This window comes from Micromonospora sp. CPCC 205561 (genome assembly GCF_036906775.1).
GTDB lineage: Bacteria > Actinomycetota > Actinomycetes > Mycobacteriales > Micromonosporaceae > Micromonospora.
Map to the genome: position 1 here is coordinate 11,609 of NZ_JBAKHV010000062.1, position 21,100 is coordinate 32,708.

General features: G+C 73.9%; 17 protein-coding genes. 12 read left to right on the forward strand and 5 right to left on the reverse strand.

The genetic code is table 11. The features are described 5' to 3' along the window. Positions 1 to 2: 2 nt before the first annotated feature. The 5 genes from V6V16_RS24250 to V6V16_RS24270 form a co-directional block, all read right to left on the reverse strand. Positions 3 to 971 (reverse strand): TAXI family TRAP transporter solute-binding subunit, encoded by a 969-nt coding sequence (locus V6V16_RS24250; RefSeq protein WP_334565568.1) that lies wholly within the window; start codon positions 969 to 971, stop codon positions 3 to 5. Further along, positions 968 to 1,360 (reverse strand): roadblock/LC7 domain-containing protein, encoded by a 393-nt coding sequence (locus V6V16_RS24255; protein ID WP_334565569.1) that lies wholly within the window; start codon positions 1,358 to 1,360, stop codon positions 968 to 970. Before V6V16_RS24255 ends, V6V16_RS24250 begins: the two co-directional genes overlap by 4 nt. After that, positions 1,357 to 3,768: a sensor histidine kinase gene (locus V6V16_RS24260; protein ID WP_334565570.1), complete on the reverse strand. Its 2,412-nt coding sequence runs from the start codon at positions 3,766 to 3,768 to the stop codon at positions 1,357 to 1,359. The genes V6V16_RS24255 and V6V16_RS24260 overlap by 4 nt, the downstream gene beginning before the upstream one ends. A 67-nt stretch (positions 3,769 to 3,835) precedes the next feature. Further along, positions 3,836 to 4,855 carry a TAXI family TRAP transporter solute-binding subunit gene (locus V6V16_RS24265; RefSeq protein WP_334565571.1) on the reverse strand — a complete coding sequence of 340 codons (1,020 nt, stop codon included), beginning with the start codon at positions 4,853 to 4,855 and terminating at the stop codon, positions 3,836 to 3,838. Further along, the gene (locus V6V16_RS24270; RefSeq protein WP_442934146.1) at positions 4,852 to 7,083 is read right to left on the reverse strand and encodes a TRAP transporter permease; all 2,232 of its coding nucleotides are present in this window, start codon (positions 7,081 to 7,083) and stop codon (positions 4,852 to 4,854) included. The genes V6V16_RS24265 and V6V16_RS24270 overlap by 4 nt, the downstream gene beginning before the upstream one ends. A gap of 440 nt (positions 7,084 to 7,523) precedes the next feature. On the opposite strand from V6V16_RS24270, the gene V6V16_RS24275 reads away from it, so the two are divergent. From V6V16_RS24275 to V6V16_RS24330, 12 genes are all read left to right on the forward strand, one after another. Next, positions 7,524 to 8,456 (forward strand): ABC transporter ATP-binding protein, encoded by a 933-nt coding sequence (locus tag V6V16_RS24275; RefSeq protein ID WP_334565572.1) that lies wholly within the window; start codon positions 7,524 to 7,526, stop codon positions 8,454 to 8,456. Between the two features lie 125 nt (positions 8,457 to 8,581). Then, complete coding sequence (locus V6V16_RS24280; protein ID WP_334565573.1) at positions 8,582 to 9,124, forward strand: hypothetical protein; 543 nt, start codon at positions 8,582 to 8,584, stop codon at positions 9,122 to 9,124. 108 nt (positions 9,125 to 9,232) lie between these two features. Next, entirely contained in the window at positions 9,233 to 10,030 is a 798-nt protein-coding gene (locus V6V16_RS24285) for an ABC transporter permease (RefSeq protein ID WP_334565591.1), read from the forward strand. 8 nt (positions 10,031 to 10,038) lie between these two features. Then, complete coding sequence (locus tag V6V16_RS24290; RefSeq protein ID WP_334565575.1) at positions 10,039 to 10,848, forward strand: ABC transporter permease; 810 nt, start codon at positions 10,039 to 10,041, stop codon at positions 10,846 to 10,848. 65 nt (positions 10,849 to 10,913) lie between these two features. Next, positions 10,914 to 12,017, forward strand: coding sequence for a YihY/virulence factor BrkB family protein (locus V6V16_RS24295; RefSeq protein ID WP_334565577.1), 1,104 nt, complete (start codon positions 10,914 to 10,916; stop codon positions 12,015 to 12,017). 445 nt (positions 12,018 to 12,462) lie between these two features. Further along, a complete protein-coding gene (locus tag V6V16_RS24300; protein ID WP_334565578.1) occupies positions 12,463 to 13,641 on the forward strand; it encodes an ROK family protein in 1,179 nt (392 codons plus the stop codon). Positions 13,642 to 13,714: 73 nt separating this feature from the next. Then, positions 13,715 to 15,289 carry a sugar ABC transporter ATP-binding protein gene (locus V6V16_RS24305; protein ID WP_334565579.1) on the forward strand — a complete coding sequence of 525 codons (1,575 nt, stop codon included), beginning with the start codon at positions 13,715 to 13,717 and terminating at the stop codon, positions 15,287 to 15,289. After that, positions 15,286 to 16,407, forward strand: a complete 1,122-nt coding sequence (locus V6V16_RS24310; protein ID WP_334565580.1) for an ABC transporter permease — start codon at positions 15,286 to 15,288, stop codon at positions 16,405 to 16,407. Before V6V16_RS24305 ends, V6V16_RS24310 begins: the two co-directional genes overlap by 4 nt. Before the next feature lie 130 nt (positions 16,408 to 16,537). Further along, positions 16,538 to 17,593 (forward strand): substrate-binding domain-containing protein, encoded by a 1,056-nt coding sequence (locus tag V6V16_RS24315; RefSeq protein WP_334565581.1) that lies wholly within the window; start codon positions 16,538 to 16,540, stop codon positions 17,591 to 17,593. A 53-nt stretch (positions 17,594 to 17,646) separates the two neighbouring features. Next, a complete protein-coding gene (locus V6V16_RS24320) occupies positions 17,647 to 18,828 on the forward strand; it encodes a Gfo/Idh/MocA family protein (protein ID WP_442934147.1) in 1,182 nt (393 codons plus the stop codon). A 481-nt stretch (positions 18,829 to 19,309) separates the two neighbouring features. Beyond that, positions 19,310 to 20,470: an inositol-3-phosphate synthase gene (locus V6V16_RS24325; RefSeq protein WP_334565585.1), complete on the forward strand. Its 1,161-nt coding sequence runs from the start codon at positions 19,310 to 19,312 to the stop codon at positions 20,468 to 20,470. After that, the coding region (locus V6V16_RS24330; RefSeq protein ID WP_334565587.1) for an SCO3242 family prenyltransferase at positions 20,454 to 21,100 on the forward strand (647 nt) is incomplete at its 3' end. The genes V6V16_RS24325 and V6V16_RS24330, both read left to right, overlap by 17 nt.

Sequence of the window (21,100 nt, forward strand, 5' to 3'; positions counted from 1 at the left end):
GGTCAGCCGACCTGGTAGAAGCGGGCCGCTCCCGGGTGCAGGGGGATCGGGTCGGTGCCGGAGGCGCTCTGCCGGGTGAAGTTGCCGCCCTCCGGGTGGACGCCGACCAGGTCCGCCTGGTGGTCGAAGAGCAGTCGGGTCAGGTCGTACGCCAGCTGGTCGGGCATGTCGGCGTTTACCAGGATGACGTTCGCCACCGTGACCGTCGGCGTGCCGCTCTTCGTCCGGTAGACGTCCTTCGGCAGTTCCGCGGTCTTGTAGACGGACCCGTGGCGCGCGGTGAGCGGCTCGATCAGATCGTCGATCGGCAGCAGCGAGTACGTCCCCGGGGCGCTGGAGAGCAGGTCGGCGACGCCCGGCGTGGGCAGGCCGCCGGAGAAGAACATCGCGTCGAGGGTGCCGGCCCGCATCCGCTTCACGGTCTCCGGCAGGGAGAGCGTCGCCCGGCGGACGTCCCGGTCGGGGTCGAGCCCGGCGGCGGTCAGCAGGCGCCCGGCGATGATGTCCGTGCCGGACTTCGGCGAGCCGGTGGAGACCCGCTTCCCGCGCAGCTCCGACAGCTTGGTGATCTTCGTACCGGCGCGCACGATCACGTGGGTGTAGTTGCTGTAGATCCGGGCCAACGCCCGGACCGGTTGGCGCTGGCCCTCGAAGGGGCCCCGCCCCTGCACGGCGTCCGCCGCGGTGTCGGCGAGGCTGAACGCGACCTCCATGTCGCCGCTGGCCAGTCGGTTGATGTTCTCCACCGAGGCGCCGGTCGGCTCGGCCCGCGCCTCGTAGCCGGGCAGGTGGCGGGTGATCACGTCCGCGTAGCCGCCGCCGAGCTGGTAGTAGACGCCGGTGGTGTTGCCGGTGGCGAGGAAGATCCGCCCGCCGTGCCACGGCTGCGGCCCGCTCTCGGCGGTGCCGCAGCCGGCGACGAGCACGGCCGCCAGCAGGGTCGCCAGCAGCCGGGAGGGCCGTCCGATCACGCCCGGACCGCCGGCTCCAGGGCCTCCGCCACCCGCTGGACCAGCATCGCGGTCTCGTAGCCGATCTGGCCGAGGTCGCAGCCGGGCGCGGCGAGCACCCCGACGAGCGCGCGCTCGCCGACCGCCATCACCAGCATCACCCCACCGTCCATGTCGACGATCTGCTGACGCACCCGCCCGGCCGACATCAGCCGGGCGGCGCCGACGGTCAGGCTGGCCAGGCCGCTGATCACGGCGGCGAGCTGGTCGACCTGGTCGGGGTCGAGGTGCGGCGAGGCGGCCAGCCGCAACCCGTCACCGGAGACGGCGAGGGCGTGCGACACGTCCGGCACCTGTTCGGCGAAGTTGGCCAGGAGCCAGTCCAGGCCGGCGCTCACGGATGGGGTCATGGCATTCTCCTGGTGGGTGTCGTCTGGGTACGTCGCGTCGCGGCGGCCACTCCCTCGGCGAGCGAGGACAACCGGGACCGTACGACCTCGGGGTCGAGCAGGTCGCCCGCCGGGCGTGCCGGCGGGGCCTCCTGGAGCGTGGTCGGCAGCTGGCCGCCCCGGGTGCGTCGGGGCAATCCGGCCCCGGTGAGCGGGGGCGACACCGGCTGGGGCGGGGGCGCGGCGGGCGCGGTCGGGCGGGCGCCCAGCACCGGGAGCGCGACCGTCGGCGCGTGCTGGACGCCGACGGGGTGGGGCACGGCGGCGGGAGCGCCGGCGCGGGGCCGGAACCAGGCGGTCTGCGCGACGGCGTCCGCGTGCTGCGCGAGCGGTCGCGGGCGCGTGTCGGGCGCGGGCGGGCGCGCCCGCTGGACGGGCGGCGTCGCCGGGCGTGCCTCCGCGCCGACCGGCGCCGCCGGGGCGGAACGCGGGGCCACCGCCTCGACCCGGGTCAGCGCCGACTCGGGGATCTCCACCTGCGCGACGGTGCCGACACCGCTGCTGTGCAGCCGCACCCGCACCCCGTGTCGGGCCGCCAGGTGGGCCACCACGTGCAGGCCCATGCTGCCGGCCGAGGCGCTGGAGAGCATGGCGGGAGCGAGCAGCCGCTCGTTGATCGCGGCGAGCCGGCTGTCGCTGATGCCGATGCCCTGGTCGTGTACCCGCAGCGTGAGACCGTCGATCGTGCGCCGCCCGTCGACGTGCACCGGGGCGTTCGGCGGGGAGTAGACGGTGGCGTTCTCGAGCAGCTCGGCCAGGAGATGGACCAGGTTACCCACCGCGGCGCCGTGCACCGCGGCGGTCGGCACGTCGACCTCCACCCGCGGGTAGTCCTCGATCTCCGCGGCGGCGGCCCGGACGACGTCGGCGAGCAGATGGGCGCCGTCGTGCGTACGGCCGGGCTCCCCGCCCGCGAGGACCAGGAGGTTCTCCCCGTTGCGCCGCATGCGGGCGGCGAGGTGGTCCAGCGCGAAGAGCCGGGCCAGCGCGTCCGGGTCGGTCTCCTCGCGTTCGAACTCGTCGAGCAGCCGCAGCTGCCGGGTGTTCAGGGTACGGATGCGCCGGGCCAGGGCCTCGGCCATCCGGGTGACGTCCATCCGCACCTCGGCCTGTTCGCCGGCGAGGCGCAGGGCGGCCCGGTTCACCGTGTCGAACGCCTGGGCGACCTGGGCGATCTCGTCGCGGCCCTGCCCGATGCCGGCGGTCAGCCGGGTGGCCGCGCCGTCGGCCGGCGTGCCGTCGCCGGCCGCGATCGCGGTGATCCGCTCCGGCAGCTCGCGGTGCGCCATGGTCAGCGCCGCCACCCGCAGCCGGCGCAGCCGACGGCTGGTGCGCACCGCGAGCAGCACGGCGGCGGTCAACGACGCCAGCGCGACGGTGATGGTCGTGCCGCCGGTGATGAGGGCCCGTAGCTGGGCGTTCCGGGTCAGCCCGGCGGCCTCGCGGTCGAGTTCCTCGGAGAGTTCCCGGCCGAGCAGGTTGTACCGCCGGATGGCGCCGCTCTGGGCCACGTACCAGGCGTCGCCGTCGGTCTTCAGCCCGGCGGGCTCGGTCTCCGCGTTGAGCGCGCTGTCGCGCATCCGCCGGGCCGTGGCGACGTCGGTGCCGGCCACCAGCCGGGTGTACGCGTCCACCGACGACCGGCCGGCGATCCGGGAGAACTCGGCCTGGCGCTGCTCCTGCGCGCCCCGCAGCTGGCCGAGGCGGACCAGTTCCCCGTTTGCCAACGTGCCCCGCACGAAGACGGTGCGCAGCAGGTCGCGTTCCACGGCGGCGAGGTGCTCCTGGGCGGCCACGGCGGCCACCTCCCGGGCCCTGTTGGCCAACTCCCGGTCGCGGACCTGGGCCGGCAGCGCGTCGGCGACGGCGAGCAGCGACTCGACCAGCGACAGGTAGGCCGGGTCGACGGTGGCGCCGGCCAGCGCGGAACCGCGGGCCGGTTGGAGCTGGCCCAGCTGCGAGTCGGCGCCGTCGAGCACCCGGCGCAGGTCGGGCGCCGCCCGGCGGGCGTCCCGGCTGGCGCCCCGGTAGCGCTCGACGGAGGCGTCGACCCGCCGCCGCTGGGCGTCGACGAGGGGGCGCCCGGCGGCGCCGCCGCGCTGGCGCAGGGCCGCCGTCTCGCCCAGCTCCCGCTCCAGCTCGTGCACCAGGCGCACGGTGGCCGTCGCGGTGCCGGCCAGCACCCGGGCGCGCTCCGCGTCGTCGGCGGCGGCCATGGCGATGGCGCTCTGGGTGGACCCCAGCACCATCAGGCCCGCCGTGGCCACCAGGATGGGCGCGAGCAGCTGGGTGCGTACCGACCACAGGCGGTTCGTGTGGTCGACGGGCCGGTGGTGCCGGCGCACGCGGCCGGGGCTGGGGAGGGACACTCGGGCCTTCCGGGGGTGGGTCGGAGGTGCCGGGTCCGGACGGGCGGCCCGGACCCGGCACCGGGGATCAGCTGGCGCCGAGGTCCTGCAACGCCTTGGCCGCGCCGCGGTGCAGCGGTACGGGGTCGGTCTTGCGGGCGTTCTCCAGGCTGATGCCCTTGGCGGCGGGGTTCGCCTGGACCAGGGCGTCCTTCTTCTCGAAGACGGTCCGGGCGATCGCGCAGGCCACGTTCGCGTTCAGGTCCTTGCGGACCAGCAGCACGTTCGGCACCACGATGGTCGGCGCGTCCGCGGGGGTCTTGTAGACGTCCGCGCCGATGGTCCCGGCCTGGTAGGCCGGGTTGATCGCGGTCATCTTCGGCAGCAACGGGGTGATGTCGATGAACTTCACCTTGTCGCCGGCGGTCGTGAACAGGTCGGTCAGGCCGCCCGTGGGCACCCCGCCCGACCAGAACAGGCCGTCGACGCTGCCGTCCTTGACGCCCTCGACGGTCTTGGTCAGGTCGAGCCGCTGCGCCTGGATGTCCTTGGCGGGGTCGAGGCCGGCGGCCTCCAGCAGCCGGTTGGCGATGACCTCCGTGCCGGACTTGGGCGAGCCCGTGGAGATCTTCTTGCCCTTCATGTCGGCGACCGAGTTGATCCCCGAGTCGGCCCGGACGACGACCTGCGTGTAGTTGTCGTAGATCCGGGCGAGCGCCTCGACCGGCTGTGCGGCGGTGAAGCTGCCCTTGCCCTGCACCGCGTTGACCGCCGTGTCGAAGAGCGAGAAGGCGACGTCGTACTGGCCGGCGACGAGCTGCTCGATGTTCTGCACCGAGGCGCCGGTCTCGGCGGCGGTGCCGCTCAGCTTGCCCTCGGTCGCCCCGGAGAGCTGACCGGCCAGGGCGTTGCCGACGACGTAGTAGACGCCGGTGGCGTTGCCGGTGGCGATGCCGACGCGGGTGCTTTCGGTGACCTTGCAGGTGATCTCACTGGCGGCGTCGTCCTTGGTAGCGCCGTCCTGACGGCCTCCGCAACCGGCGGTGCCCGCCGCGACGAGGGCCAGCGCGCCAACCCCCGCGGCGAACCGCACGTTGATCCGTCTCACTGTTTTTCCTCCCCATGGTTCACCGATGGTCCTGCTGACGGCCCGCCGGTCCGGCCGGCGGATCCGCGTCTGACGAGCACACCCGCCACCATGACGGCCGCCAGGACGGCGCCGATCGTGACGGGCACGGGTTCGAGCCAGAGCAGCGTCAGCCCGGCGAGCGCGCCGACGATCCGCTCCGGCGGGCCGGCCGGGCCGACCCCGGGCAGCCAGCCGCCCGCCGCCACCGCCAGCACGGCGACGCTGAGGGCGGCGACCGTACCGGCGACCGCGATCCGCTGCGCGCCCCCGATGCCGAGCAGCCCGAGGCCGGTCGGGGTGACCACGAAGGCGAGCGGGATGAGGTAGGCCGGCAGGGCGTACCGCAGGGTCTGCCACATGGTCGGCACCAGCCGGCCGCCGGTGACCGCCGCGGCGGCCACCGCGGCGAGCGCGGTCGGCGGGGAAGCCTCGGAGAGGACCGCGAAGTAGAAGACGAACATCGCCGCGGCGGGCGCGGTCACGCCCAGGTCCAGCAGGGCCGGGCCGATGATCACCCAGCCGATCACGAACGACGCGGTGACCGGCACCGCCAGCCCGAGCAGGGTGAGGGCGACGGCGGCGAGCAGCGCGGTGAGCGCCAGCACCACGGCCGGCTCGGAGCTGACGGCCTGGGCGCCGCTGACCAGCAGCGCCGCCGCCTGGGGGCCGAGGCCGGTCTTGGTGGTGGTGGCCGTGATGATGCCCGCCGACGCGCAGACCGCGCTGACCGCGAGCACCCCGCGGACCCCGGCGCTCAGCGCGGCGAGCAGGCGGGCCGGGGTGAGCCGGTGCCGGCGGTCGAGGAAGGAGAGCACGGCGGCCAGGACGGTGGCCAGCACCACGGCCTTCGTCGCGGAGAAGCCGACGGCCAGCAGCCCGACGATCGCGAAGAGCGAGAGGAAGTGGTAGCCGAAGCGCGCCAGCAGCCGCCCGGCGGAGGCCGTCTCGATCACGACCGGGCGCACGCCCGAGCGCCGGGCGTCGATCTCGACCGCGAGCAGGATGCCGAGGTAGTAGAGCACCGTCGGGACGGTCGCCCAGCCGAGCACCTGGAGGTACGACACCCCGAGGTACTCGGCGATGATGAAGGCCGCCGCGCCGAGGGTGGGCGGGGAGAGGATCGCCCCGACGCCGGCCGCGGCGAGCATGCCGCCCGCCCGCTCCGGCGGGTAGCCGGCCCGGCGCAGGACGGGCCAGGTGACCGCGCCGATGCTCACCGTCGTCGCCGCGCCGGAGCCGGAGACGGTGCCGAGCAGGAACCCGGAGGCGACCGCCGTGCGCCCGGCGGCCGTGCGGGAGCGCCGGAACGCGGCGGCGGAGAGTTCCACGAAGAACCGGCCGGCCCCGGAGAGGTCCAGCACCGCGCCGTAGATGGTGAACAGCACGATGTACGTCGCCGCGACGTCGAGCGGGGTGCCGTAGAAGCCGCTGTCGGAGTTGTAGAGCGCGTCGACGAGCTGACCGAAGTCGAGACCGGCGTGCGCCACCGGCCAGGACTGGGGCAGCAGGCCGCCGTAGTAGCCGTAGCCGAGGAAGACCACGCAGACCGCCGGCAGGATCCATCCGGTGGTGCGGCGGCACGCCTCCAGCAGCAGGAGCAGCAGCACGGTGCCCATCGCCACGTCGACGCCGACCAGCAGGCCCTGCCGGTCGAGGAAGGCGTCGTACCCGCCGCCGCCGGCGCCCAGGGCGACGGGCAGCACCGGGTAGAGGCAGCTGACCAGCGCGGCGACGGCGAGGACCCAGTCCGGCACGGTCGGACCGCGGCGCCCCCCGGCCTCGGCCTCGGTCCCGGCCCCGGCCCCGGTCTCGGCCGGGCGGTTCACGGCCGTCCGTCCCCCCGGTCGGGGCAGCCGCAGGTTCGCCGGGTACGCCAGGAAGACCATCGGCAGGATGCCGGCCAGGAAGATGATCAGGTAGAACTTGCTGCCCTGCGGCAGCGGGCTGAACACCTGCCAGAGGGCGAGCAGCGCGATCGCCAGCGTGCTGCCGGTGACCAGGACGCCGACCGGCCCGGACAGCTCCCGGCCGGGCTTCTCGTCCTCGAACCGGGCGGCGAGCTCCCGCGGGTCGGGTGCCGACGGGTCGGGACCGCTCCGAGCGTCCGACCCGGCCGGTGACGGGACCCCGTTCTCGTCCGAGGTGGACGCCGGGCCCACGGTGGATGGCTGCGGGGCGGACTCGCCGGAGGAACGCACTGCTGGCACGAGGGGGCACGATACGCGAACAACAAAGTTGATGGAACATTGCTGATCATGATTGCCGTCTGTAATGAAAAAGGGCCATCGACTACGCAGAGATACCGGAATTGGGCCCTGTTCGCGCAGGTCCAGAGGCTACGGCCGGGCAACAATGCGCTTTGTCGAGGGTGGATTGCATCCGTTGCGTCCACTCTGGTCCCATAGCCCCGCGAATTCGGCCGTCCGAACGCCGCCGCCGGGAAGCGGGGCGAGCCCGCTCCGAAGTCGCTACTCAGCGTAGTTTTCGTCGCTCTCCGTCGTCGGATGCGCGCTGACCAGGGCCGTTGTCCCTGCCCCGTCGCCGCCCCACCCGCAGCCCTGTCCGCGTCCCGGACGGACCGGCGCGCGGCGCCGGCGGCCGACCGAACCGGGTCGAGGGTGTCGGGCTGGGCGGCTAGGGTCGGGCGGTGACCACGGCTCAACCACTCATCCGGGCCCGGGGGCTGGTGAAGCGTTTCGGTGACTTCACCGCCGTCGCCGGCATCGACGTCGAGGTGCGCGCCGGCGAGGCGTTCGGCTTCCTCGGGCCCAACGGCGCCGGCAAGTCCTCGACCATGCGGATGGTCGGGTGCATCTCCCCGCCCAGCGGCGGCGAGCTGCGCATCCTCGGCATGGACCCCGTCCGCGACGGCCCGGCGATCCGGGCCCGTCTCGGCGTCTGTCCCCAGCTCGACAATCTCGACCCCGACCTGACGGTGCGGGAGAACCTCACCACCTACGCGCGCTACTTCGGCATCCCGCGCCGGGTGGCCCGGGCGCGCGCCGCCGAGCTGCTCGACTTCGTCCAGCTCACCGAGCGGGCCGACAGCCTCGTCGAGCCCCTCTCCGGGGGCATGAAGCGCCGGTTGACCATCGCCCGCGCGCTGGTCAACGAGCCCGACATCGTGCTGCTCGACGAGCCGACGACCGGCCTCGACCCGCAGGCCCGGCACCTCGTGTGGGAACGGCTGTTCCGGCTCAAGCAGCAGGGCGTCACGCTGGTCCTCACCACCCACTACATGGACGAGGCGGAGCAACTCTGCGACCGGCTGGTGGTGATGGACGCCGGGAAGATCGTCGCGGAGGGCTCGCCCCGCGCGCTGATCGAGCGACACTCCACCCGTGAGGTGGTGGAACTGCGGTTCGCCGCCGAGTCGCAGGAGGCGTTCGCCGGTAAGCTCGACGGCCTGGGGGAGCGGATCGAGGTGCTGCCCGACCGGATCCTGCTCTACGCCTCCGACGGCGACGCGGCGGTCGCCGAGGTCGGCGCGCTGGGACTGCGCCCGGCCAACGTGCTGGTCCGGCGCAGCAGCCTGGAGGACGTCTTCCTCCACCTCACCGGCCGCACCCTGATCGACTGACCCACCGGCGGCCCGGTGCCCCGCCGACGCGGCACCTTCCCCGGGCGGCACGCCACCGGCGGCGAGGTTACGTAGCATCGGCGGCCGGAGGGCCGCGACCGCCGGGCGACGAGCACAGGAGCGTCATGTCGACACTGCAGTTCCAGTCCCGGAGCCAGGCCGGGCTGGCCGCGCTCTATCTCGGCGTCTTCGCGACGATCTGGTTCAGCGTGCCGGCCGCGGACCCGCCGCTGCGCACCCTGCTGGTGGTGGCGAGCGGGGCGGCACTGGTCACGGCGGTGATCGGGGCCGTCGTGGTGGCCCGTGCCCGGAGGGCCGGGACGCCCGCCAGGGATCGCGCCGCCGACCGCCGTTACCTCCTGATCGTCCTCGCCGAGTTCGCCGGCGCCGGGCTCGGCGCCGTCGTGCTGGCCCTCGCCGGCTGGTCGGAGTTCATCCCGGTGCTGGTCGGTGCCGCGGTGGGGCTGCACTTCCTCCCTCTCGTCCCGGTGCTGCGCGACCCGCTGCTCTGGCTGCTCGGGGCGGCCGTGTGCGCCGTCGCCCTGGCCGGGCTGGTCACCGCGCTCGTATCGGCGGTGCCGGCGGGGCTCGTCGTCGGCACCGGCACCGGGCTGCTGCTGCTCGGCTACGCGGTGCTGGCGCTGCTCCGCGCGGCCCGCCAGCGCTGAGGCACAGGTGGGCGGCGGAACGGCGGGTGCCGGTGCGGCCGCCTGTCGTACCCGTGCAGTAGGAAGGCCGTGGTGGACGCGGAGCGGAACGGAGGTGGCCGCGTGAGCGTGACGCAGCCGGTGCGGCGGCGGGCGCCGTCGGCGCCGGGGGTGCCCGCCCTGGCGGTGTTGTCCTACCATCTCGCCGCCTACCGGCGCACCTGGCGGGCCGGGGTCTTCTCCTCGTTCCTGCTGCCGGTGCTGACGGTGCTGGGTTTCGGCGTCAGTGTCGGCGGCTACGTCGACCAGGGCGTCGACGGGGTGCGCTACCTCGACTGGATCGTGCCCGGCCTGATCGCGTCGTCCGCGTTGCAGGTGGCGGTCAGCGAGTCGACGTGGCCCGTCTTCAGCAACTTCCAGTGGGTCAAGACCTACCTCGCGCAGAGTGCGGCGCCGCTGCGGGTGGGCGACCTCCTCACCGGTCACCTTGCCTTCGTGCTGTTCCGGGTGCTCACCAGCATGGCGGCGTTCCTGCTGGTGACAGCCCTCTTCGGCGCGGTGCGCTCGCCCTGGGCGGTGGCCACGCTGCCGGTGGTGGTGCTGCTCGGCCTGGCCGTGGCGGCGCCCACCTTCGCGTACGCGGCGACGGTGTCGAGCGACAGTTGGCTGGCGATGCTGCTCCGCTTCGCGGTGATCCCGATGACGCTCTTCGCCGGGGTGTTCTTCCCGGTGGAGTCGCTGCCCCTGGCGCTGCGCTGGTTGGCATACCTGACGCCGCTGTGGCACGGCGTCGACCTCTGCCGGGCGGCGACGCTCGGGGTCGCTCCGCAGTGGTCGACGGTCGGCCACCTGCTCTACCTCGCGGCCTGGGCGGTCGCCGGCTGGTTGCTGGCCCGCCGCGCGTTCCGCCGCAGGCTCGTCGTCTAGGAGGTGCCGTGGTCGGCCTCGTCCTGCCCCGGTTGGTCAACATCGCCGGCGCGTCCCGCCGTTCGGTCTCGGTGGCCGAGCGCAACGTGGCGGCCCTGAAGCCCGTCTACTGGCTGCTGCTCGCCTCCGGCATCGTGGAGCCGCTGCTCTACCTGTTCTCGATCGGTGTCGGGGTGGGCGCGCTGATCGGCGACCTCACGCTGCCCGGTGGCGCGGTCGTCACGTACGCGGCCTTCGTCGCGCCGGCCATGCTCGCGTCCTCGGCGATGTCGGGCGCGCTGTCGGAGACGACCTTCAACTTCTTCGGCAAGATGAAGCACATGAAGCTGTACGACGGGGTGATCGCCACCCCGGTGCGGCCGTTCGAGATCGCGCTCGGCGAGCTGGGCTGGGCCATGCTGCGGGGCAGCGCCTACTCGGCCGGGTTCCTCGTGGTGATGGTGGCGATGGAGCTGACCACCGTCGCGCGGGCAATGGTCGCCTTCCCGGCGGCCGTGCTGGTCGGCTTCGCCTTCGGCGCGCTGGGCATGGCGATCTCCACCTTCATGCGCAGTTGGCACGACTTCGACCTGCTGGCTTCGGTCCAGTTCGCCCTCTTCCTCTTCTCCGGCACGTTCGTCCCCGCCCAGGACTACCCGACCGCGTTGCGCTGGGTGATCGAGGCGACCCCGCTCTACCGCGCGGTGCACCTGATCCGCGGCGTCTCGGTGGGCACGGCGGGCAGCCACTGGGTGCTCGACGTGCTCTATCTGCTCGTGGCCCTGGTGGTGGGCCTGCTGGTCGCCTCGCGCCGGATGGGCAGGCTGCTCTACAAGTAGGTGGTTAACCAGCGCCGCTGCCGGGGCATGTCGAGGGGACTGACACCGACCACGAGGGAGGGGCGATGGCCTCCACCGAGTCCTCCGCCCGCAGCGGGCGCGACCGCGACGAGTCCGGGGCGGCCGCCGCCGGGCGGGCGGGCCACGCCGACCGGAGGGCCGATTCCGCGCGCGCCGAGCGGCGCAACCCCGGGAGCCGCCCGGTCGGGCCGGACGAGGGCCCCGACAGCCCGGCCGAGCTGCCCGGCGCCGGCTGGAAGGCGGCGCTGCGCCGCACGGTGCGGGAGTTCCAGGACGACAGCCTCACCGACTGGGCGGCGGCGCTGACGTACTACGGGGTGCTCTCCATCTTCCCCGGCCTGCTGGTGCTGATCTCGATCCTCGGCCTGCTCGGCCCGCGGGCCACGCAGGGCGTCAAGGACACGGTCAACGAGGTCGTCCCGCAGGACAGCATCCGGCAGATCGTCGAGGGAGCGATCAACCAGGCGCAGCAGAGCGGCGGTTTCGCCGGCTTCGCCGCGATCCTCGGTCTGCTCGCCGCCTTCTGGTCGGCGTCGGGCTACGTCGCCGCGTTCATGCGCGCCTCCAACACCATCTACGACGTGCCGGAGGGGCGGCCGATCTGGAAGACGCTGCCGATCCGCGTCGGGGTGACCGCGGTGATCGGCGTGATGCTGCTGGCCAGCGCGGTGATCGTGGTCTTCACGGGTAGCCTGGCCGAGCAGGTGGGCGACGCCATCGGGCTGGGCTCCACGGCGGTGACCGTGTGGAACATCGCCAAGTGGCCGGTGCTGCTGCTCCTGGTCAGCCTCATGTTCGCGATCCTCTACTGGGCCTCGCCGAACGCCCGGCACGGCGGCTTTCGCTGGGTCAGCCCCGGCGGGGTGCTGGCGGTGGTGATCTGGCTGGTGATCTCCGGCCTGTTCGCCCTCTACGTGAGCAACTTCGGCTCGTACAACAAGACGTACGGGGCGCTCGCCGGTGTGATCATCTTCCTGATCTGGCTGTGGCTGAGCAACATCGCGATCCTGCTGGGCGCCGAGTTCGACGCCGAGCTGGAGCGCAGCCGCGCCATCGAGGCGGGCCACTCCCCGGACGACGAGCCGTACGTCGAGCTGCGCGACGACCGCAAGCTCAAGAAGAAGCGCAACGCCGCCAACCGCCGCTGACCCCCGGCACCCGACCGCTACCCCGCCCCGCCCCGCCACCGTTCGCGGGGCGGGGCGGTTCGCGTCCCCCGCCCGTCCGCGGGGCGGGGCGGTTCGCGTCCCCGCCGGCCCGTCCCTCGCCCACCCCTCCCCACCCTCCCGCCTCCCCACCCTCCCGCCCCTCCCCGCGCGCTCCGCGCTCCGGAGCTCCCGCGATCTTGCACGTTCGGCCCCAACGCCGCCCGGTATGCCCCCTTCGCCGGAGCGCAAAGTGCAAGATCGCGCCCGCGTGGTCGCGTGGACGCGGGGGTTTTCTTGAGGCGTCGGTAGCTTTTGTTCGAACGGACGAAAGTTTGCGTCAGATCGGCCGAAGCTCTGGACACGTGGCGCAGAACACTCCTACTGTGTCGGGCACGACACCTCGGCGTCACGTCGATGTGCATGAGCCCGCGAAGAGGTGAACCCGGTGCGGACGGTCGACCCCCTGCACGTACGCCTGTTGCGGCTGCTGCGCGACGAGGGTGCGGTGTCCCGGGCCGAGCTGGGCGACCGGTTGCAGATGCCCCGCCCCCGACTGCTGGCGGAGCTGGAGCGGCTGGTCGGCCTCGGCTACGTCGCCGAGGCCGGGCTGGCCGCCTCCCGGGGCGGCCGTCGGTCCACCCTGGTCGAGTTGAGCCCGGCCCTGCGCTTCGCCGCCGTCGACCTGGGGGCGAGTTCCATCGACGTCGAGGTGGTCAACGGCCGGCTGGAGCCGGTCGCCGCGTACGCCGAGCCGGCCGACATCCGCAGCGGCCCGAAGGTGATCCTCCAGCGGGTGAACGACCTGCTGCACAAGGCCAGGGTGGATGGTGCCTACGAGCGGCTCGACGCCGTCGGCATCGGGGTGCCCGGCCCGGTCAGCTTCCGCGACGGCGTACCGGTCTCCCCGCCGATCATGCCGGGCTGGGACCGGTTCCCGGTGCGCGAGCTGCTCACCCGCGAGCACGGCTGCCCGGCGGTGGCCGACAACGACGTCAACATCATGGCGATCGGGGAGCGGCACGGCGGGGTGGCCCACTCCGTGGACGACTTCCTCTTCGTCAAGATCGGCACCGGGATAGGGTGCGGGATCTATCTCAGCGGCGAGGTCTACCGGGGCACCGACGGCTGCGCCGGGGACATCGGCCACATCCAGGTCGACGCCCACGGGCCGATGTGCTCCTGCGGCAACGTCGGCTGCCTGGAGGCCCTTTTCAGCGGGGCCGCGCTGGCCAAGGACGCGACCGCCGCGGCGCGCGCCGGCACCTCGCCCGCGCTCGCCGAGCGGCTCTCGACCCGGGCGTCGGTGACGGCCCGCGACGTCGCCGAGGGCGCCGGCGAGGGGGACGTGACCTGCATCCAGCTCATTCGCGACGGGGGTCGGCGGGTCGGTGGGGTCCTGGCCGGGCTGGTCAGCTTCACCAATCCGTCGATGATCGTGATCGGGGGCGGGCTCGCCCAGCTCGGGCACATCCTGCTGGCGGAGATCCGAAGCGTGGTCTACCGCCGGTCGTTGCCGCTGGCCACCGGCAACCTGCCGGTCGTCCTGTCCGAGCTGGGACCGCGCGCCGGCGTCGCCGGCGCCGCCGTGCTGGCCAGCGACGTGGCCTTCGCGGAGGCGTCATGAGCGGGCGGCGGATGGAGCACCGGCACGGCGCGGCCGTGCCGCACGGCGGCGGACGACGGAGCGGGAGGCCGGAATGAGTGCCGAGGACAGGGGTGCCCCGTTGGTCGAGGCCCCGGACGACGCCGTCGCGGGCGAGGTGGTCCTGCGCCTCACCGACGTGGTCAAGACCTTCCCGGGCGTACGCGCCCTGGACGGGGTGCAGCTGGAGGTGCGCGCGGGTGAGGTGCACTGCCTGCTCGGGCAGAACGGCGCCGGCAAGTCGACCCTGATCAAGGTGCTGGCCGGGGTGCACCGGCCCGACTCGGGGCGGGTCGAGTGGCGGGGCGAGCCGGTCGCCTTCGCCAACCCCCAGGCCGCCATGCGCGCGGGCATCGCCACCATCTACCAGGAACTCGACCTGGTCGAGGATCTCTCGGTGGGGGAGAACGCCTTCCTCGGCCACGAGCCGCGCCGGTTCGGCTTCGTCCGGCGGGGCACCATGGCCCGGCGTACCCGGCAGATCCTCGGCCGGCTCGGCCACGCCGAGATCCCGCCGGGACGGATGGTGCGCGCGCTGCCCGCCGCCGGCAAGCAGATCGTCAGCATGGCCCGCGCGCTCTCCCACGAGGCGCGACTGATCATCATGGACGAGCCGAGCGCCGTGCTGGCCCACGACGAGGTGGGCAACCTGTTCCGGATCATCCGTGAGCTGACCGCGCAGGGCATCGCCGTCATCTACATCTCGCACCGGCTGGAGGAGATCCGCGAGATCGGCGACCGGGTCACCGTACTCAAGGACGGCCGGACCACCGCGGCCAACCTGCCGGCCCGCGACACCCCGACCCGCGACCTGGTCAGCCGGATGACGGGGCGCACCATCGAGTACGTCTTCCCGGACCGCCCGAGCGGCGCGGCCGACGGCGCGGAGCTGCTCACCGTCGAGGGGCTGACGCGGGCGGGCGAGTTCGCCGACGTCTCGCTGCGGGTGCGGGCCGGCGAGATCGTCGGCATCGCCGGCCTGGTCGGCTCGGGCCGCTCGGAGCTGCTGGAGACCGTGTACGGCGCGCGCCGTCCCGACGCCGGCTCGGTGCGGATGGCCGGCCGGGCGCTGCGCCCCGGCAGCGTCGGCGCGGCGGTACGGGCCGGCATGGGGATGGCCCCGGAGGAGCGCAAGAGCCAGGCGCTGCTGCTCGGTGAGCCGATCTACCGCAACGTCACCCTGGCCACCTTCGCCCGCTACGCCCGCGCCGGGTTCACCGACGTCGGACGGGAGCGGGCCGAGGCGGACCGGATCGCCGAGAGCCTGGAGCTGCGCCCCCGCGACGTCCGCCGGCCGGTGCGCACCCTCTCCGGCGGCAACCAGCAGAAGGTGGTGGTCGGGCGCTGGCTGCTCGGCGACACCCGGCTGCTGCTGCTCGACGAGCCGACCCGCGGCGTCGACGTCGGCGCCCGGGCGGAGCTCTACCAGGTGATCCGGGGCCTGGCCGCGGGCGGCGTCGGGGTGCTGCTGGTCTCCAGCGAGGTCCCCGAGGTGCTCGGCCTGGCCGACCGGGTGCTGGTGATGCGGGAGGGCCGGGTCGTCCGGGAGGCCCCGGCCGGCGAACTCGACGAGAACACCGTGCTCGACCTCGTCATGGCGGGGTCCCTGATGGAAGGCGCACCGGCATGACCGAGGGTCCTACTCCCACCGCGGCGCCGGAGCGGGCCGCGCAACTGCCGGCACAGTCGCCGCCGGTGGATCCGGCGGAGACCGCCGGGGCGGTGCACAAGGTGGCGGCCCAGGGCCGGATCTCCTGGTGGCGGGGGGACGGCGGCGAGGGCGTCCGACGCAACCTCGGCCTGCTCGGCGTGCTGGTGGTGCTCATCGTGATCGGCGCCCTCACCCGCTCCGACCTGTACTCCGATCCGGACTGGGTCTGGGACAACGTGCTGAGCATCCTCAAGCTGGCCGCCGTGGTCGGTGTGGTCACCGTCGGGATGACCTTCGTGATCATCGGCGGCGGCATCGACCTCTCGGTCGGCGCGATCGTCGCCCTGGCCGGGGTCTGGTGCACCACGGTGGCCACCCAGAGCTACGGCGCCGGCGGCATGATCTTCAGCGCGCTCACCGTCGGGGTGGCGGTGGGCCTGGTCAACGGGCTGCTCATCTCGTACGGCCGGCTGGTGCCGTTCATCGCCACGCTGGCCATGCTGGTGGCCGCCCGAGGGCTGGCCGCCGAGATCTCCGACAAGCAGACCCAGGTCTCCGACAACACCTTCATCAACGGTCTCGCCAGCAACCACCTGCTCGGCATCCCGCTGCTGGTCTACATCCTCGCCGCCGTGGTGGCGGCCGGCTGGGTGCTGCTCAACCGCACCACGTTCGGCCGGCGTACGGTCGCCGTCGGCGGCAACCCGGAGGCCGCCCGGCTCGCCGGCATCAACGTCCGGCGGCACACCGTGCTGCTCTACGCGCTCTCCGGCCTCTGCTGCGGGATCGCCGCCATCATGCTCACCGCCCAGGCCAACTCGGCGCAGGCGGCGATGGCGAACCTCTACGAGCTGGACGCGATCGCCGCCGCGATCATCGGCGGCACGCTGCTCAGCGGCGGGCGGGGCACCATCATCGGTTCCCTGCTCGGGGTGGTCATCTTCGCCACCATCACCAACCTCTTCGCCATCAACGGCCTCTCCACCGAGGCCCAGAACATGGTCAAGGGCGGCATCATCGTCGCCGCCGTCCTGGTCCAGCAGGTCCAGTTCCGCAGCCTCACCCAGTTCCTGGGCCGTAACCGGCTCACCACCTGACCCGTCCCACCAGATCCGCACCACCCGGTAGCCGGGCCACTCGAACGACGGTGGCCGGGCCACGTACGCCCGACATCCCGTTCCGCACCGCGAGTTACTCCTCCACCACCCGTGAAACCAGGAGGTCGTCATGACCCAGCACAGTCGCGACGTGTCGCGCCGCCGGCTGCTCTTCGGCGGGGCCGCCGCCGGCGCCGGCGTGCTGCTCGCCGGCTGCACCAGCAACGACGCCAAGCCGACCGAGGCGCAGACCAAGGCGGCTGCCGCGCCGGGCGGCAACACCGAGCCCGGCAAGCGGGTGATCATCGGCTTCTCCGCCCCCGCGGCCGACCACGGCTGGATCGCCGCGATCACCAACAACGCCAAGGCGCAGGCGGCGGCGTACTCCGACGTGGAGTTCAAGGCCGTCGAGGCGGGCGCCGACGCGGCCGCCCAGCGGGCGGCGCTGTCCACGCTGATCTCGCAGAAGCCGGACGTGATCGTGCTGCTGCCGCACGACGGCAAGGAGCTCAACGCGTTCGGGCTGGAGGCGATGAAGGCCGGCGTCCCGGTGGTCAACCTGGACCGGGCCTTCCCGGACGCGCGCGCCTACCGGTTGCAGATCAAGGGCGACAACTACGGCATGGGCGTCGCCGCCGCGACCTACATGATCGAGCAGTTCAAGGCGAAGGGCGTCAGCAACCCGGTGATCGGCGAGATCGCCGGCATGGACGAGCTGGAGCTGACCCAGGAGCGGTCGAAGGGCTTCGTCGACACCCTGACGGCGAACGGCTTCAAGGTCGCCAACCGCCGGGCGGCCCGGTTCACGGCCGACTCCGGGCAGCAGGAGGCGGCGCAGCTGCTCCAGGCCCTGCCGAAGATCGACGCGGTCTGGAACCACGACGACGACCAGGGCATCGGCGTGCTGGCCGCCGTCAGCCAGGCCAACCGCAAGGAGTTCTTCATGGTCGGCGGCGCCGGCTCGAAGAAGGCGATGGAGGACATCCAGGCCGACAACACGGTGCTCAAGGCGACCGTGACCTACAGCCCGTCGATGGCCTCCTCGGCCATCTCCCTGGCCCGGCTGATCGGGCAGGGCCGGGGCATGTCCGACCTGGTGGAACTCCAGGTGCCCAAGGAGATCATCCTCGCCTCCGAGACGATCACCAAGGAGAACGCGGGCAACTACCTCAAGCTCGGGTTCTGACACACGGGGGGAGACCCACCTTGTCCACGACAGACAGGCAACTGCGGGTCGGCATGGTCGGCTACGCGTTCATGGGCGCCGCGCACTCACAGGCGTGGCGCACCGTGAACCGGGTGTACGACCTGCCGGCGCGGGTCCGGATGGCGCTGGTCTGCGGCCGGGACGCCGGAAAGGTGGCCGACGCCGCCGACCGGCTCGGCTGGGAGGCGCACACGACGGACTGGCGCGACCTGATCGCCCGGGACGACATCGACGTGGTCGACGTCTGCACACCCGGGGACAGCCACGCCGAGATCGCCCTCGCCGCGTTGGCCGCCGGCAAGCACGTGCTGTGCGAGAAGCCGCTGGCCAACACGGTCGCCGAGGCCCGGGCGATGGCCGCCGCGGCGGCGACCGCGCAGGCCGCCGGGGTGCGCTCGATGTGCGGGTTCAACTACCGGCGGGTGCCCGCGGTCGCGATGATGCGCCAGCTCATCGCCGACGGGCGGATCGGGGTGATCCGGCACGTCCGGGCGGCCTACCTGCAGGACTGGATCGTGGACCCGCAGTTCCCCCTGGTCTGGCGGTTGCAGCGGGACAGGGCGGGCTCCGGCGCGCTCGGCGACATCGGGGCGCACATCATCGACCTGACCCAGTACGTCACCGGCCGGCGGATCACCGGCGTCAGCGCCGTCACCGAGACCTTCGTCAAGGAGCGACCGCTGCCGGGCGGTTCGAGCGGGCTGGCCGCCACGGTCGACGGCGACGGCCACCACCGCGCCACCGGTACGGTGACGGTCGACGACGCGGCGGTCTTCGTGGCCCGCCTCGACGGCGGCGTGCTGGCCACGTACGAGGCGAGCCGCTTCGCCACCGGGCGCAAGAACGCCCTCCGGGTGGAGATCAACGGCTCGCTGGGCACGGTGGCCTTCGACCTGGAACGCCTCAACGAGCTGGAGTTCTACGACGCGACCCGACCGGCCGCCGAGCAGGGCTTCAGCCGCATCCTGGTGACCGAGGGCGAGCACCCGTACATGTCCGCCTGGTGGCCGCCGGGCCACCTCATCGGCTACGAACACTCCTTCACCCACCAGGCGCGGGACTTCGTCGAGGCGGTCGCCACCGGCGTCGACCCGGCCCCCTCCTTCGCCGACGGGTTGCAGGTGCAGCTGGTGCTGGACGCGGTGACCCGGTCGGCAGAACTCGGCTCCTCCTGGACTGAGGTGGAGCCGGCGCTGGCGGCGGTCGCCGTCTGAGCCACCTCCGGCCCCGACCGGCGAGGGACCGGCCGCGGTTGCGCCCCGCGGCCGGGACGAGGTCGGGACCGGAGGACGTGTGGCCGGGCCGGCGTGGCCCGGTGACGCACGAGCAGGACGGTCGTCCGGTGCGGCCGGACCGGGATTCCCCGGTCGCGCCGGAGGACCGCCCACCACCCCGGCGACCCCGCCGGGCCGCTTCACCCCACGACGTCCGGCCGGAGCGTGCCCACGTCCCGGCCGGCGGATGCGGGGGAGGCAGGGACGAGACGCCGACCGGCCCTGCCTGCCAGCCCCGTCCGTCCGCGCCCGCACCGGAAACCGGGCCGGCGTCGCCGCCGCCGACGTCGACGCCGACCCGGGTGACCGGGGCGGCCGGCGGGCGGGGCCCATCCGCACAGACCCATATCTTTCCGAACAAACTTCTGATATCCATGTAACTCAATGCACGGCTGGTTCCTCCTGATCGGGAAGGAGCACCATGCGTACGGGTGTCTGGCTGGTGGGAGCGCGCGGCTCGGTCGCGACCACCAGCATCGTGGGGGCGCTCGCCCTGCGGGCCGGGCTCACCGGCCCGACCGGCTGCGTCACCGAACTGCCCGAGCTGCGCGGGCCCGCCCTGCCCTCCTTCGCCGATCTGGTCTTCGGCGGGCACGACGTCGTGGCCACCCCGCTGGCCAAGCGCGCCGAGGCTCTCGCCGCCGCCGGCGTCCTGCCCGGCCGGCTCGTCACCGCCCTGGCCGAGGAGCTGGCCGCCGTCGAGCGCGACCTGCGTCCGGCGCCCACCGGCGGCCGCCAGGCGGACCGAGCGGACGCGACCGCCCGCGACCTCACCGACTTCCGCCGCCGGCACGCACTGGACCGGGTGGTCGTGGTCAACGTCTCGGCCACCGAACCCGCCGCCCAGCCGCACCCGGGGCACGCCGACCCGACCGCGCTGCGGGCCGCCCTCGCCGGCCCCGACGAGGTGCTGCCGCCCAGCTCGCTCTACGCGTACGCGGCGGTGCGGGCCGGCTGCGCCTACGTCGACTTCACCCCGTCCACCGGGCTGCGGCTGCCGGCCCTGGCCGCGCTGGCCGCCGAGCGGGGCGTCCCGTACGCCGGGCACGACGGCAAGACGGGGGAGACCCTCGTCAAGTCGGTGCTCGCGCCGATGTTCGCGATGCGGCACCTGGCGGTGCGCTCCTGGTCCGGGTTCAACCTGCTCGGCGGCGGCGACGGCGCCACCCTCGCCGACCCCGCCGCCAACGCCGCCAAGGTGGAGAGCAAGCAGCGGGTGCTCGGCGAGACGCTCGGCCACCTGCCGCAGGGCGGCACCCGGATCGAGTACGTGGAGGCGCTGGGCGACTTCAAGACCGCGTGGGACCTGATCACCTTCGCCGGCTTCCTCGGCACCGGGATGCGGATGGAGTTCACCTGGCACGGCTGCGACTCCGCGCTGGCCGCGCCCCTCGTGCTCGACCTGGCCCGGCTCACCGCCGCCGCGCACGCCGCCGGGCACGCCGGCCCCCTGACCGAGCTCGCCTTCTTCTTCAAGGACCCGATCGGTGCGCCCACCCACTCGCTGGCCGAGCAGTGGCGCACGCTCTGCGGCTTCGCCGGCCGGCTGCACGCGGGAGGCACCGATGACCCGCGTCGCTGACCTCGCCGAGCTGGTCCGGGCGCCGGCCGCGCTCTCCGTGCCCGGCGACGTCGTCGCCGGGGCGGCCGCCGCCGGGGCGCTGGGCCGGCGTACGCCCGGACTGGCCGCCGCGTCCGTCCTGCTCTACTGGGCGGGGATGGCCGCCAACGACTGGTCGGACCGCCGGCTGGACGCCGTCGAGCGCCCCGAACGGCCCATCCCCAGCGGCCGGGTCGCCCCGGGGGCCGCGCTCGGGCTCGCCGCCGGCCTCACCGCGGCCGGGGTCGCGCTGGCCGCCGCAGCGGGGGGCCGGCGCGCCGCGACCGTCGCGGTCCCGCTCGCCGCCGCCGTCTGGGGGTACGACCTCGCGGCGAAGTCGACGGCGGCCGGGCCGGCCGTGATGGCCGCCTGCCGGGGGCTGGACGTGCTGCTCGGCGCGACGGGCGGCCGGACGCTCCGGGCGGTACCGGCGGCGGTGACCGTCGCCGCGCACACCTGGACGGTCACCGCGCTCTCCCGCCGGGAGGTCACCGGCGCCGACGCCGCGCTGCCGCTGCGTACCCTCGCCGGCACCGCGCTGGTCGCGGCGAGCGCCGCCCGCGCCAGGCCCGGCCGCGTGCCCCGCCGGGTCCCGGCCGCCGCCGCGCTGCC

Excerpts from the sequence above, each read along its gene's own strand:
- V6V16_RS24255 (WP_334565569.1), bottom strand. The coding sequence starts at position 1,360 with ATGACCCCATCCGTGAGCGCCGGCCTGGACTGGCTCCTGGCCAACTTC.
- V6V16_RS24280 (WP_334565573.1), top strand. The coding sequence starts at position 8,582 with ATGTCGACACTGCAGTTCCAGTCCCGGAGCCAGGCCGGGCTGGCCGCG.
- V6V16_RS24295 (WP_334565577.1), top strand. The coding sequence starts at position 10,914 with ATGGCCTCCACCGAGTCCTCCGCCCGCAGCGGGCGCGACCGCGACGAG.
- V6V16_RS24305 (WP_334565579.1), top strand. The coding sequence starts at position 13,715 with ATGAGTGCCGAGGACAGGGGTGCCCCGTTGGTCGAGGCCCCGGACGAC.
- V6V16_RS24310 (WP_334565580.1), top strand. The coding sequence starts at position 15,286 with ATGACCGAGGGTCCTACTCCCACCGCGGCGCCGGAGCGGGCCGCGCAA.
- V6V16_RS24315 (WP_334565581.1), top strand. The coding sequence starts at position 16,538 with ATGACCCAGCACAGTCGCGACGTGTCGCGCCGCCGGCTGCTCTTCGGC.
- V6V16_RS24320 (WP_442934147.1), top strand. The coding sequence starts at position 17,647 with ATGGTCGGCTACGCGTTCATGGGCGCCGCGCACTCACAGGCGTGGCGC.
- V6V16_RS24325 (WP_334565585.1), top strand. The coding sequence starts at position 19,310 with ATGCGTACGGGTGTCTGGCTGGTGGGAGCGCGCGGCTCGGTCGCGACC.